The organism is Phyllobacterium sp., from assembly GCF_037994405.1.
GTDB lineage: Bacteria > Pseudomonadota > Alphaproteobacteria > Rhizobiales > Rhizobiaceae > Phyllobacterium.
On the sequence record NZ_JBBNAN010000273.1, the window covers coordinates 1 to 12,960 of the forward strand.

A 12,960-nucleotide genomic window follows, 5' to 3' on the forward strand; every position below is an offset into this window, starting at 1 on the left:
CGTTGAGGACGCCAGTGACTGAGATCAGGCCCGCAAGGGGCAGGGAGATAATCAAGTGTTTCATCATGGCGTCATTATTATCGGTTGCTGTCTGAACGATGCATGAACAGTTGGGAGCTGGCAGGAAGGATTGCCGCAGGTTCACGCCTTTTAACATCATATTTCTTGATTGTCGCTATGGGGTGCAACCAGCCGAGAAAATATTTCATTAACAAATAGTTACGGGAGACGCTTATCCGACTTTTCGATCACGAAAATCGCCGGGGTGTCGTTCTGGGGTGTAAAGGGTGTTTTTTTGGGGGCCTTCAAACGCGGGCAAAGGCATCACACCAGATACACTCCCGAATCGCGCTCCTTAGCCCGCTATGGCCGAATGGCGGCCTAGACAGCGCCGTGCCGCGCTGTCTTGTTTTGACAGCTTCGGCGACTCTGATATTTTTCCCGCCATGCCGCACGTCATCACGGACCACCAGCAGTTTCAGGCCATGATCGAAGGCCTGTCCCAGCACGGAATGACAAGCAGCGAGATCGCCAGACGGATCGGCTGTTCGCGCCAGCAGGTTTGGCGGCTCGAAACCGGTACGTGCCGGAAGCCCTCCTTTGAACTTGGCATGCGGTTGAAGCAGCTGCACGACAAGACGATATCGAAATGACGCCGGTTCACCCCACCCTTTCTATGCGCCGGTTGACGAAGGTAATGACGGTTGCCGAGATCGCACGGCGCGTCGGAACGCACCACACCACCCTCCTGCGCATTGCCAAGGGCCAGAGGCACTCGGACGTGCCCGTCGATCTCGCTGAACGCCTGCAGCAGCTGCTCGCCGAGACGATGCGAGTGTACGGCAATTCCTAAAATCTTACAGATGATTTTGACGCGGGTTTAAACCCGGGCTGGTAGTGCTGTCCCGTATGGATACAAAGAAAAACCTAGTGATCGATGTTATCAAGGTTCTCGCACCGACTTAGACGATGATCCTTGGATATCTTGTCGGCATCATAATTACTTCCACTAAGGGACAGCTCTTATTTGTCATCTACCTATTTACGGCAATTGGCGTTTTATGGAGCTATCCGACTTACCGGCGCCGCTTCCCATTCGTAATGGCCGTTTGGCTCGCGTATCCATTCTTGCTTCTCGCAGTCGCAGGGATCGTTTGGACCATGACTTGGTAGCGAGACATTGAGGTCACAGTTGCGACGATAATCAAAACCTACGCAACAACCGTTACGTAACCAGGACTATTTTCCTAGAAATGACATCTTTTCTTATGCAGCTGCCTTCTTCCAGCCCAGTGCCAGCAGTCCTGCGCCGATCATCAATGAGCCTCCGGTACGATTGACAATGCGCTGAACCTTCGGTTTGCGGATGGTCTGGCGTGCCATCGACGCCATCAAGGCATAGGTGCCGGCATTCAGCGTTGCGAGAACCAGGAAAGTCGTTTCGAAAATCACCATCTGCATGAAGACCGGGCGCGTTGTATCGAGAAACTGCGGCAGGAAGGCAACGAAGAAGATGATGCTCTTCGGGTTCAGGGCCGTCACCACATAGGCGTGGAGGAAAATGCGCATGGCCTTTTCATTCTTCGCCGGCATTTCCCCGGTCTCGGGATTGGCAATCGGCGCACGCCACAGCTTGATACCGAGATAAATCAGGTAGGCGGCGCCGACCCACTTCAATACGGTGAAGATTGCAGCTGACGCGGCGAGGAGAGCGCCAAGGCCGAGCATGGAGGCAGTCATCGCAGTAAAATCGCCAAGCGCGACGCCCGCCACCGTCGCCGCTGCGAAGCGGCGGCCATGGCCGAGCGCATAGGAAATGACCAGAAGGATGGTCGGGCCAGGAATGGCGAGAAGAACTGCTGATGCTGCAACGAATGCCAGCCAATGCTCAATGGACATGCTTTTGCTCCCACGCGAAAAATGACACCAATCCATCGGTGTTGTTCAATTGCAAGGGGAAACTTTTGCGCAACAGTTACCCATCAAAATCTCGGTGACGGGAGTGCCGACCCTTGTGGCACTAAGCAAAAAGGCGGTATTCTTTTTTCGGGAAGAAATGACCATATAAGGACTTAAACAGCCACCTCAAGAAGCTGTTAAGTGATATCGGCTACACCATAGTCTTTCAGGGAAGATATGGCTGAGCATAGGGCAGGCAAGAATATTGATGGAAGAGCCCAGGCCAGGCAAGGAACGAAAAAAATTCAAGGTCTCGCCGCTTCTGGGACTTGATGCCTGGATCGATTCAACCCTCTACGAATTGCGTTTTCGTCTTGCCGAATTCTGGGAAGATACGACCATCTTTTTCCGCCGCTTCCATGTTACCGGCTGGCGGCGCGCGGTTATTGAAGTTCTCGGCGAAGCATTTACCTGGGGGACGGTCGGCTCCGTGGTCATGCTGACGCTCGCCATTCCAGCCTTTCACGAGACGGAAAAGAATTGGCGCACGCGCGACGACTTCGCGGTGACCTTCCTTGACCGCTACGGCAACGAGATCGGCCAGCGCGGCATTCTCCATCGCAGCGCTGTACCGATCGACGAGTTACCGGACCATGTGATCAAGGCCGTCCTCGCCACCGAGGACCGGCGTTTCTTCGACCATTTCGGTATTGATTTCCTCGGCCTTTCGCGCGCCATGACGGAGAACCTGCGCGCCAACTCCGTGGTCCAGGGTGGCTCGACCATCACACAGCAGCTGGCGAAGAACCTGTTTCTCACCAATGAGCGCAGCCTCGACCGCAAAATCAAGGAAGCCTTCCTTGCCCTCTGGCTCGAATCCAACCTGAGCAAGAAGGAAATCCTGCAGACATATCTCGACCGGGCCTATATGGGCGGCGGTACCTTCGGTATCGCGGCCGCCTCGCAGTTTTACTTCGGCAAGAGCGTTAAGGACGTCAATCTCGCGGAAGCTGCAATGCTCGCCGGCCTGTTCAAGGCGCCAGCCAAGTATGCGCCGCATGTCAACCTTCCGGCCGCCCGCGCCCGCGCCAACGTGGTGCTCAGCAACCTGGTCCAGGGCGGCCTGATGACCGAAGGTCAGGTGGTCGGCGCCCGCCGCAATCCCGCGACGGTTGTTGACCGTGGCCGCTCCGAGAGCCCGGACTATTTCCTCGACTGGACCTTCGACGAAGTGCGCAAGGTGGCGCAGAAGCTGCCGACGCACACGCTCGTCGTCCGCACCACACTCGACACCGGGATCCAGAAGGCGGCGGAAGAGTCGGCTGAATTTCATCTGCGCCAGTTCGGCAAGGAATATAACGTGACCCAGGCTGCCATCGTCGTTCTCGAGAACAACGGCGCGGTGCGCGCCATTGTCGGCGGACGAGACTATGGCGAAAGCCAGTTCAACCGCGCCACCGCTGCCTTGCGCCAGGCTGGCTCGTCGTTCAAGCCCTATGTCTACGCTGCGGCCATGGAAAAGGGCATGACGCCGAAGACGATGATCTCGGGAGGGGCTGTTTCCTGGGGCAACTGGTCGCCACAGAATTATTCGCGCCAGTATCTGGGGAAAATCGACCTCACGACTGCGCTGGTGAAATCGATCAATACCGTGCCGGTTCGCCTCGCAAAAGACTATCTGACGACGGCCCCCATCGTTGCGTTAACGAAGGCGATGGGTGTTGAATCGCCTATCAGTTCACACAAGACCATGGTGCTCGGGACATCCGGCATGACGGTCATGGACCAGGCCACGGGCTATAACGTCTTCGCTACCGGTGGTATTGCCGGTATGCGCCATCCGTTCACACAGATTCTGAGCCAGAACGGTGATGTGCTGTGGGACTGGAAGAAGGATGGGGTGAAGCCGCACCGCGCTCTTTCCGAAACCGCGGCGAATAACATGAATTTCATGCTCTCGCAGGTGCCCGAATGGGGCACCGGCCGGCGCGCTGCCCTGCCGATGACCCGCGCGGCCGGCAAGACCGGGACGACGCAAAGCTATCGCGATGCGTGGTTCGTCGGTTTCACCGGCAATTACACAGCTGCCGTCTGGTTCGGCAATGACAATTTCACCCCCACCAAGGAACTGACGGGCGGCATCCTTCCAGCAATGACCTGGCAGCGGTTTATGAACTATGCGCATCAGAACATTGATCTCAAGCCCATTCCCGGCATCGATCCAGCGATGCCGAAGCAGGATAAGGTGGCCGCAGCCAAGGCCGAAACGGCTGACGAAGATAACGAAGCATTGAAGACCGAGGAACGTCCACGCGTTCTATCGGGCGCCACTGCGGCGGCCGTTCGCGAAATCGGACAGGCCCTGAAAGCGGCCCCCCAGCTGAAGCTGCCGATCCTCCCCGCAAAAGTCTCCGCGCTTTGATTGCGTGCGCCAACGCTCCCGTGTACTCCTGATTCCATGCTTCGAAATGTTTTCCTCGCCTGTCTTGCGCTTGTGATTGCCGTCGGCGGCGGCACGTTGAGCGCATGGTATGCGGTGAACCGTTTCGAAGGTTTCGGCGCCTTTACCGTCGGCCAATGGACTGCACATCCCGAAGCCGGCACGCCGCTCTCCGACCCCTATGCCAAGGCCCGGGCCGCACGCGAAGGTGCCTTCCCGCTTGGCAGCACCGAGGGTCTGGTCTTCTATGCCTATAGCGATGAACAAGGAAAAACCCTCGACCGGCGATGCACCTACACGATTGAAGGCAACAGTCCGAATTCGCGCTTCTGGACGCTCTATGCAGCTGACCGGTCGTTGATTGCGCTCGATCCAGGAGCCGACAGACTGCCGGCCATCCATTCCCGGCAGATCTTCCGCAAGGAGGACGGCCAATTTGTCGTCAATATCTCGCCGAAGGCACAACCGGGAAACTGGCTTGCTACGACGGGTAGCGGCCGTATGGTGCTGGTGATGACACTTTACGATACGCCGGTCGGCAGCAATTCCGGTCTTGTCGACATGAAATTCCCTGCCGTCACAAGGATTGGCTGTGATGGGTAAGTTGCTTCGCGCACTGCTCTTCGGGCTCGTCGGCGCCGGCCTTATCCATATCGCCGTCGTCCTGCTCGTACCCTATTACTCCGACCGCAACGCATGGTCGCGCATCTCGGCCTATGGCGATGACTGGGAGTTCCACCCCGTGACGCGCGAAGGCGCCGCCGGCATGGTGCCCCTCGCCTTCGACCCGTTGTTCCAAGCTGCGGCGTGTCGTTTCGACATCACAGACCTGCCCGCCCATATTACCGGCCTCGGCACAACACCCTACTGGTCGATTTCCATCTACAATCGCCAGGGTGAGAACATCTATTCGATCAATGACCGGACAGCGATTGCCGACCAGCTCGACCTTGTTGTCGCGACACCGCTGCAGATGATCGAACTCAACAAGACCAAACCCGCCGGCGCAGAGAACTCCGTGCTGATCGAAGCCGATATGGACGAAGGCTTTGTCGTCGTTCGAAGCTTTGTGCCGGACGAATCCTGGAAGTCGCAGGTCGACGCCTTCCTGAAAAGCGCCAGCTGTACGCCGTTGCTCTAGTCCAGCAAACCCTCCAGTCCAGCCCCCGTTCTCGATGGCACGAATTCCAGCACATCGTAATAGGCAAGTTTCTTCTGGTGAAACGGGTCCTCGGCCAGGATTTCGTGCAAGGCCTCTTCGCTGGCGGCCCTGGCAAGAATGATACCGCCCGTTCGCGGTATCTTGGCGCCCGACGCCAGAAATGTGCCGGCGGCATAGTGCTTTTCAAGGAACGCAATATGCGCCGGAATGGCCGCATCCACCTCGTCCAGAGGAACGACATAGGTCAGGGAAACAATAAACATCGGCTTTGCTCCAAATGCGCAAACCCAGCTTTGTACCATGTGGTGACAGCGGACAGAATTCTCAACCCGGCTGGAGTATCTTTCCGCCGGTCGGGCAATCGTAGCGAGCACCAGCAAGATACTGATCCTGTTGGCGTCGCCGATCCATCACGGCTGCCGGGAGCACAAAGGGCAATCACAGGATTCGTCATTCTGGCAGCGGACTATGCGCTGTCTCGCGTGCAAAAATCAGGGCCAGTCCAGTGATGCAGAGCGCGAAAGTCACATAGAGCGAAATGGCATAAGAACTGGCGTAACTCTTGCACAAGGCCGCCATGATCAAGGGAGCAAATCCGCCGCCCACAATCCCGGCAAAGGTAGAGGCAAGCGACGCGCCGGTGAAACGGAGGCGGGTCGGAAACTACTCGATGATGAAGGATGCCTGACCGGCGAGGCCAAATGCCAGGACCGGACGACGCCCCCAACGATCCGAAAGGCACGCGAAAAGCGGCACGGCGAGCGCGTTGAAGGCCGTGCCTATGAGTAACGCCATCAATGCCAAGAACTTTGGCAACTGCAGCACTGTAGTTACACAGGTACAGGTCAGCGTGATGGCCACGATCAGCCCGTAGACAACGTCGCCGCCAATGCGCGACCCACCGGCGTCGCCAATGCTGACGGACGACTTCCCGGACAGGAGCCTTGGCCTTGGCATGCGCCTGTTCCAGATGCATGAACATCGGCGATTCCTCGACACGGCTGTGTACCCACAGGCCGAATGTGACGAGGACGAGGCTGAGCAGGAATGGGACGCGCCACGCCCATGCGAGGAAAGTGTCGTCAACCGTCAGCGTTGTAATCGCGGCGATCAAACCCGTACCAAGCATAATAGGCAGCATTCAGCATTCTTCGCTTGAACGCTGTAGATGCGATCGCAGGCGAGCAGGATGCCCTTCAGGGCATTCTAGCCCGGCTGCGGCATCGTGTCGAAAAATCTGCGGTGAGGTTTTGGCTTGCTGCGCTTTGGCGCTTCCGGCTTATAGCGCTCGTAGCGCACGCCCGGGAAAATCATGATCTCGGCAGTTGCCGATTGCTTCGAATCTGCGTTGGTGCAGCGTTTTGTTGTGCTGCCGGGAAATGCGATGACAAGCCCCATGTCGCCCATCCGTTCGGTTTGTTGAATCTCCTCGAATACTCAGATGCTTACCCGCGCACGATCTGCGCCATAATTTGATTAGACACACCGATGGTTAACGGGTTGCTAACGCTTCGCGGCTAATTTTAGCCATTGTTTAACTGCGTTGTGCGTCGAGTGGAGTGTGTTCGTGAAGTATCCTGAGTTTCGGGCGCTTGAAGACCGCAATGGCGGCAGCAAGGCTGACGATCTCCTGACCGCATCGATTACCGCCTTCTGCTGCGTCGCAAGACCGGCAAAGAGCGACGCGCAGCAGCTTGAGGATCTTGCGGTACCGCTGCTTGCTCTCGCCTCGCCGCGCGTGCGGCGCCATGCGGCCGCCGCCCTGTCCGAACTTCCGCATGCGCCGAAACGGCTGATCCTCGCCCTCGCCGAGGACGAGGTGGATATTTCGGCCCCGCTGCTCCTGCGTTCGCCGCTTCTGCAGCCCTCCGACCTCGTCGACATCATCACACATAAGGGCATCAACCACGCCCGCGCCATTGCGCGGCGACGGATCGCCGATCCCGAGCTCCTGCGTGTCCTGCACAGCTTCAGCGATCAGGCGATCGAGCGGGCTCTTGAAATCCAGTCGCATTTCGACAATGGCGATGGCGCCCTGTCGGCCGAAACCCCTGTGGCGCCTGACTCACCGCGCTTGCGTGAAACCCGTGAGGCGTTGAAGGCGCTGATGCGCGACAGCGACGCCGGTTTCTCCAGCGTTCAGGCTGATTCATCCCGTGACCGGGCTTTGGCCAACCACCTTATCGACGCCGCGCTTCTCGATCAGACGACATTCTTCTGCCAGGAATTCGCCGCGGCGCTCGGTCTCGATCAGGACGGTACGACACGCATCATCGGCCATGGCCTCAATGCGGAACTGACCATCGCCCTTGCCTCACTTGGCCTTTCGGCAGAGGCCGCTCATCTGATCCTGACCGGGCTCTTCGGCCTCGTCCACAAGGACCTGCATTCGTTGCGGCTCTTCGTGCAATCCTATCGCCAGATCGACCAGGACAAGGCGCAGATGACGGTGGAGCGTTGGAAAACCGAAGAGAACTCGCAAAAACTGCGACAGAAACTGCGCGAGATGGCGCAGGATTACGAAAACGGCTCGCGCCGGGTCTCCTGACCCCTCCCCATTGTATGGAGGGTGGCTGAGCAGCAGCCGAGAGGGGCTTCTTCTACCCATCTTGCGCAACCGGAAACAGCTCCGAGCGATCGCCGCGATAGTCCTCGATTTCGACGATCCACAGGTCGCGATCCCAGCGCATCTGTTTCTCCAGATCGGCATTGATTTCGGTTTCCGCAACGTCGGCTTTCAGCGGTGTAAACAGCCGCTCATTCGGCTTGGTTTCGTCATAGACCATCTGAGGTGCGGGGCCGAACAGGTCATAGCTCCCGTTCGCATTGCGAAACTTGATGAATATGGCGCCAGCTTCCGCCGCGCCCTTGTGCTCAAGCGCTGCAAATGCGCCGCTGTTATTGATCCGGCGGACCAGTACGGCAACCCAGAACTCAGACGTCAGGCGCATTTGAGGGCTCCCATGATTTCAATTGACCCGCCAAGCTGGATTGAGATTCGCGGCATGACGAGACGAAAATGGTGATTTTCGAGCACCGGAGCGCAGTGAACTTTTGGGTTCATGAGCACCGGAGCACAGAAAAACGCCATTTGCAGGCCGTCATGACGTGAATATCGGACAGCTTAATTGATCAGGCCGATTTCCTGCATCTTGGCAAGGAGTTTTGCATCGGGTTCACCCGTGACCGGCAAGCGAAACAGTTTCTGGAATTCACTGACGGCGTTCTTTGTCGAAGTACCGATCTTGCCATCGATCTCAACCATGTCATTGCCGAATGCGCGCAGACCAGCCTGGATGCGGACGATTTCGGCGGGCGACAGATTGCCGGCCGCTGTACTCGCAGCAGCGTTTTGCTCCGGGCTCGTTGAAATCTTCTGGACGGTCGCCTTTTCCTCAGTCTGCTCCGGCTTTTTTGCGGGGACCGCAATGCTGGCTGTCGTTTCGCTGGCTTTATCCACCGCGGGCTCTGCCCCTATCCCCATATCGGCCGTCGCCTTGCGGTAGGCATCGATGGCAGCGCGCGTACCCTTGCCCGAAATTCCGTCGACGGTGCCGCTGTAAAAGCCGAGCGCCAGCAGTTTCTGCTGCAGCTTGGCCACCTCCGGGTCGCCGCCCGGTGCCAGAACAGGATCGCCATTGATGGCCGCGGCGATGGGATCGGTATTTTGCGGAACCGGAACTGATTTGACCTTGCGTATGGGCGCATCCGCTTCCGGCTGATTTTCCGAAGCTTTCCCGAATACCCCACCGTCATGCTTGATCGGCTTGAAGACAAGTTCCGGCCGCGTGCGGAAAAACACGCCTTCATGCACGTGCGGTTGATACCAGAGGGCATTGGCGGAGATGAACCCAAGCGTCACCAGAAAAGCGGTGGTACCGCCGGCGATCGCCGGATTGGCGGCAATCAACCCGCCTGTTGCCATGATGACCATGGCGACCCGTCCCCTCTTCGGGGCACGGCGCTTAGGCCGATTTACGGGCTTCCCCATGGGAACCTCCCTTCATGTCGCTTGCCACACTGAATTCGACAATATTCGCGGGTTCGTCCTGCACAGGGTCAACAGCGGGACCATTTAACGGAATGCGCACATCCACAACGGTGCCCTGACCAGGAACACTCTTGATCCGGAGCTCACCGTCATGCAGCCCGACAAGACCCTTGACCGTGGCAAGGCCAAGGCCCGTGCCTTCATGATTGCGCGTGTAGTCGTTCTGGACCTGGCGGAATGGCTGGCCGAGCGTCAGAAGATCGGCTTCGGCAATGCCAATACCGGTATCGCTGACGGAGAAAGCCAGCATGTCGTCCTCGATCGTCGCATCGACTGTCACGACACCGCCGCTCTCGGTGAATTTCACAGCATTCGAGACGAGATTGATCAGGACCTGATGGATCGCGCGGCTGTCGGCAACAACGTTGCCGATGCGCGAGCTTACCCGGTCGCAAAGCGCAACGCCTTTCTGCGATGCCTGATGCGCCATCATGTCATGCACCATCGTCACCGCCTCCTTGAACGCGAAGCTCTCGGTGAAGATCGGATAGGTGCCCGCCTCGATTTTCGAAACGTCAAGGATGGCATTTACCACGGAGAGCAGATGCGTACCCGAACGATGCACCAGTTCGACATATTCCCGCTGACGCCCATCCGGCAGCTTGCCGCAGATCTCCTGCAGCAGGACATCGGAAAAGCCGATGATCGAGTTGAGCGGCGTGCGCAGTTCGTGGCTGACCGAAGCGAGGAAGCGGCTCTTGGCGATTTCAGCGGTTTCCACTTCCCGGCGCGCGTTGACCAGCGCATTGCGGTCCGCAACGGCCTGCGAGATATCGGTCGCGACGACGACGAAGCCCTGGCCCTGGCTGTGCGGCACGGCGCGCAGCCGATAGGTTGCGAAGCGAACGCTATGGGCGTGTTTGTCTGTCTCGCCCGGCGCAACGCAGCGCAGTTTCAGTTCGACCGTCGCGCTCGGCGCACCAGCCTTCAAATCCGCGAGGAAGCCGAGATACTGCACGCGGTCCGACACATGTACCCGCTCCAGCAGCGGCGTACCGATCAAAAGCTTCCGGGCTATGCCAAACTGATCCTGCGCGTTGGGTGATAGCGAGACGAGGAGCCCGTCTGTTCCAAGCCCCATCACAACGCCTTCGACAGCGCTTTCAAGATCGGCGACACGGTCGTCGCGGCGTGCTGCGATGGCGCTCGCAGCCAAAGCACGGGCTGTTCGTGCGATCAAGGTCGCCAGATAAGCGAACGAGACAAGAAGTGTAAAGGGCGACAGTGCAATACTGCCATTCGATCGCACCGACACCACCAGCAATAGGGCAAGCACAGCCGCGGCTATGCAGCCTGAAACACGCAGCGATTTTTCGGACCGGTAGATGAACCAGGCTTCCTGAGGAACGGCGGCCGCCATTATCCAGAGAAGCAGAGTTGTGGAAGCAGTCATCGCGCCGATCGCTGCAATGGAAAGCCCATAGACGCCGAGTGCGCTTGCGCCGACGACTTTACTGTCTTTGGACAGCGAAAGGGCACCGCAGAAAATCATCGGAAGTGCCAGGACGCCGACGACCAGGCTGACCGCCCCGGCAACTTCATTCATCATCGCATGATTGGTCAGCATGGCAGCCGCAAGCATCAATGGCAGAGCAAGGAAGACGCCTGCCATGCGTGCATCGCGGTCGCGCGCGACGGGACCGGCAACGGATGGATTTACCCAACGCCTGCAAAGACGCTCGTAGGCCTCGGCAATCTTGGATCGTGTGACGGACTGAATCGACACAAATTTCTTCCTGCTTTCCGCAGAAACCGGCTTGCACCAATTATCCGCGGTCATTTCCCGAATGTTCTTTTCAACACTCTTGTCGGCGTTAACTTTTGCAGACGAGGCTTTAAGGAAAGGATAAAACCGGGGCTACCGAAGCCGCCCAAAGCCCGTTTCGGGCGATTGTGACGGGCATGGTAAATGAACGGTTTCCCCCTTGGCCGCGCTTTGCCCGTCGAATCGCAAAATGCGATTTTTCCCCTCAAGAACTCTTAATCCTTCGTTTCTATGATCGCTCAAATGCGGAAATCCGTTTCAACGGGTTTTTGTCGGATCTGTGTCAATGTCCCGTCATGAACCGCCCTTGATCGGCGGCAGTTGGTGCGACAAAGGAACGGGAAATGTTTTTTCTGATCAGGTTTGCGATCAAGTTCTGCTTCTGGATGATGCTGATCTCCTTGTTCATACCGATGGACACGAAGGACAATCCGCATGGCGCCAATCAGCCAGGCCCTATCGAAGCTTTCTTTGCGGCGCGCGAGACGATCAGCGACCTTGGCGATTTCTGCACACGCAAGCCGCAGGCTTGCGAAACCGGCAAGGCAGCGCTTTCCAGCGCCGGTGTCCGCGCCAGCGAAGTGGCGAAGGTCGGTTATGAATATCTCGACACGCAGCTCGGCAAGAATGCCGACAACCCCGACGCAACGGTGGCAGCAGCCCACGGCGATAGGGCGCCGGATGCCAATCAGGTTGACGTGATCAAGGCAAAGTTGCGTGAAGTGGCCCTGCGCGAAATCCTGGAAGCCGCCGTCCGTCAGCGCGAACTGGCAAACGACGTCGACAACAAGACCCAAACCGGGACGGTTCCCAAGAGTAAGCCACTTTTTTGATTAAAACCGTGACGTTTGATGCTCGGATCACTATATATGCCATGAAAAGGAAGTGATCCATGGTACAGACGATTGACGACATTATTGCCGATTTCGACTTTCTCGACGATTGGGAAGATCGCTATCGCTATGTCATCGACCTTGGGCGCGACCTGAAGCCCTATCCCGAATCAGCGCGCGATGCCGCCCACAAGGTCAGGGGTTGCGTCAGCCAGGTCTGGCTGAAAAGCACGCTCAACGGCGACGCTGATCCCGTCATCGAGTTGGTTGGCGATTCCGACGCGCATATCGTGCGCGGCCTCGTTGCAATCATGATGGTTCTCTATTCCGGCAAGAAGGCGTCCGAAATTCTGGCAGTCAATCCTGAGGCGATACTGAAGAAACTCGGCCTCGACGAGCACCTCACTCCCCAGCGCTCCAACGGCCTGCGCGCCATGATCGGCCGCATTCGCACCGAGGCGCAGGGCGCCCTTGCCCCGGCCGTGGTCACACAGCATTAGCTTCGAATCTCCGGCCGGTAATCCTCTGTTCCCCAATGAAGGATGCGTGGCGTCCGCCGTGACGGCGGTGCCGGATGATAGTGGCGGTCGAGCGCCGCCAGTGCCGTTCCCTTTCCACCGCCTCCAACCCCTTGAGGAAACAGCAGACGTCGATCAGGACGCCGGAAAGCTCCGGCGCGACGACTTCCAGTGCCCGTTCGACCCGCTGGCGTGCGACCAGTGCTGCATCGGTGATCTCGAGCACGCCATTGGCACGCGAGCCCGAACCCGTCACATCCCAGTTGGCACCGATCGACGGCATGAGGTTGCC

At 58.1% G+C, this 12,960-nt stretch carries 16 protein-coding genes; 8 read left to right on the top strand and 8 right to left on the bottom strand.

The window, feature by feature from the left end; translation table 11 throughout:
- Window positions 1-446 precede the first annotated feature (446 nt).
- Both AAAC48_RS14995 and AAAC48_RS15000 read left to right on the top strand, forming a co-directional pair.
- Window positions 447-653, top strand: coding sequence for a helix-turn-helix transcriptional regulator (locus AAAC48_RS14995; RefSeq protein ID WP_340654936.1), 207 nt, complete (start codon window positions 447-449; stop codon window positions 651-653).
- Window positions 650-853: a hypothetical protein gene (locus tag AAAC48_RS15000; protein ID WP_340654937.1), complete on the top strand. Its 204-nt coding sequence runs from the start codon at window positions 650-652 to the stop codon at window positions 851-853. Before AAAC48_RS14995 ends, AAAC48_RS15000 begins: the two co-directional genes overlap by 4 nt.
- A gap of 413 nt (window positions 854-1,266) precedes the next feature.
- On the opposite strand, the gene AAAC48_RS15005 is transcribed toward AAAC48_RS15000, so the two are convergent.
- Window positions 1,267-1,899: a LysE family translocator gene (locus tag AAAC48_RS15005; protein ID WP_340654938.1), complete on the bottom strand. Its 633-nt coding sequence runs from the start codon at window positions 1,897-1,899 to the stop codon at window positions 1,267-1,269.
- A gap of 268 nt (window positions 1,900-2,167) precedes the next feature.
- On the opposite strand from AAAC48_RS15005, the gene AAAC48_RS15010 reads away from it, so the two are divergent.
- The 3 genes from AAAC48_RS15010 to AAAC48_RS15020 are packed head-to-tail and all read left to right on the top strand — an operon-like array spanning window position 2,168 to window position 5,480.
- Complete coding sequence (locus AAAC48_RS15010; protein ID WP_340654939.1) at window positions 2,168-4,321, top strand: penicillin-binding protein 1A; 2,154 nt, start codon at window positions 2,168-2,170, stop codon at window positions 4,319-4,321.
- 36 nt (window positions 4,322-4,357) lie between these two features.
- The gene (locus tag AAAC48_RS15015; RefSeq protein WP_340654940.1) at window positions 4,358-4,942 is read left to right on the top strand and encodes a DUF1214 domain-containing protein; all 585 of its coding nucleotides are present in this window, start codon (window positions 4,358-4,360) and stop codon (window positions 4,940-4,942) included.
- Window positions 4,935-5,480, top strand: coding sequence for a DUF1254 domain-containing protein (locus AAAC48_RS15020; RefSeq protein ID WP_340654941.1), 546 nt, complete (start codon window positions 4,935-4,937; stop codon window positions 5,478-5,480). Before AAAC48_RS15015 ends, AAAC48_RS15020 begins: the two co-directional genes overlap by 8 nt.
- On the opposite strand, the gene AAAC48_RS15025 is transcribed toward AAAC48_RS15020, so the two are convergent.
- The 3 genes from AAAC48_RS15025 to AAAC48_RS15035 all read right to left on the bottom strand — a co-directional run bounded on the left by AAAC48_RS15025 (window position 5,477) and on the right by AAAC48_RS15035 (window position 6,899).
- The gene (locus AAAC48_RS15025) at window positions 5,477-5,764 is read right to left on the bottom strand and encodes a YciI family protein (protein WP_340654942.1); all 288 of its coding nucleotides are present in this window, start codon (window positions 5,762-5,764) and stop codon (window positions 5,477-5,479) included. The two genes, AAAC48_RS15020 and AAAC48_RS15025, sit on opposite strands and share 4 nt — an antisense overlap.
- 400 nt (window positions 5,765-6,164) lie before the next feature.
- The gene (locus tag AAAC48_RS15030) at window positions 6,165-6,458 is read right to left on the bottom strand and encodes a hypothetical protein (RefSeq protein ID WP_340654943.1); all 294 of its coding nucleotides are present in this window, start codon (window positions 6,456-6,458) and stop codon (window positions 6,165-6,167) included.
- A gap of 249 nt (window positions 6,459-6,707) precedes the next feature.
- Window positions 6,708-6,899, bottom strand: coding sequence for a hypothetical protein (locus AAAC48_RS15035; RefSeq protein WP_340654944.1), 192 nt, complete (start codon window positions 6,897-6,899; stop codon window positions 6,708-6,710).
- A gap of 169 nt (window positions 6,900-7,068) precedes the next feature.
- Here AAAC48_RS15035 and AAAC48_RS15040 point away from each other — a divergent pair, with 169 nt between their 5' ends.
- Complete coding sequence (locus AAAC48_RS15040; protein WP_340654945.1) at window positions 7,069-8,049, top strand: DUF2336 domain-containing protein; 981 nt, start codon at window positions 7,069-7,071, stop codon at window positions 8,047-8,049.
- A gap of 52 nt (window positions 8,050-8,101) precedes the next feature.
- Here AAAC48_RS15040 and AAAC48_RS15045 read toward each other — a convergent pair whose 3' ends face one another.
- From AAAC48_RS15045 to AAAC48_RS15055, 3 genes are all read right to left on the bottom strand, one after another.
- Window positions 8,102-8,452, bottom strand: a complete 351-nt coding sequence (locus AAAC48_RS15045; protein ID WP_340654946.1) for a DUF1491 family protein — start codon at window positions 8,450-8,452, stop codon at window positions 8,102-8,104.
- A 173-nt stretch (window positions 8,453-8,625) separates the two neighbouring features.
- Complete coding sequence (locus AAAC48_RS15050; RefSeq protein WP_340654947.1) at window positions 8,626-9,492, bottom strand: peptidoglycan-binding domain-containing protein; 867 nt, start codon at window positions 9,490-9,492, stop codon at window positions 8,626-8,628.
- A complete protein-coding gene (locus tag AAAC48_RS15055) occupies window positions 9,467-11,278 on the bottom strand; it encodes an ATP-binding protein (RefSeq protein ID WP_340654948.1) in 1,812 nt (603 codons plus the stop codon). The genes AAAC48_RS15050 and AAAC48_RS15055 overlap by 26 nt, the downstream gene beginning before the upstream one ends.
- A 383-nt stretch (window positions 11,279-11,661) precedes the next feature.
- Here AAAC48_RS15055 and AAAC48_RS15060 point away from each other — a divergent pair, with 383 nt between their 5' ends.
- Complete coding sequence (locus AAAC48_RS15060) at window positions 11,662-12,150, top strand: DUF5330 domain-containing protein (RefSeq protein WP_340654949.1); 489 nt, start codon at window positions 11,662-11,664, stop codon at window positions 12,148-12,150.
- 59 nt (window positions 12,151-12,209) lie between these two features.
- Entirely contained in the window at window positions 12,210-12,650 is a 441-nt protein-coding gene (locus tag AAAC48_RS15065) for a SufE family protein (RefSeq protein ID WP_340654950.1), read from the top strand.
- Here the strand turns inward: AAAC48_RS15065 and AAAC48_RS15070 are convergent.
- Window positions 12,637-12,960 (bottom strand): DUF6456 domain-containing protein (locus AAAC48_RS15070; RefSeq protein WP_340654951.1); only part of this gene is annotated, 324 nt, incomplete at its 5' end. The genes AAAC48_RS15065 and AAAC48_RS15070 overlap by 14 nt on opposite strands.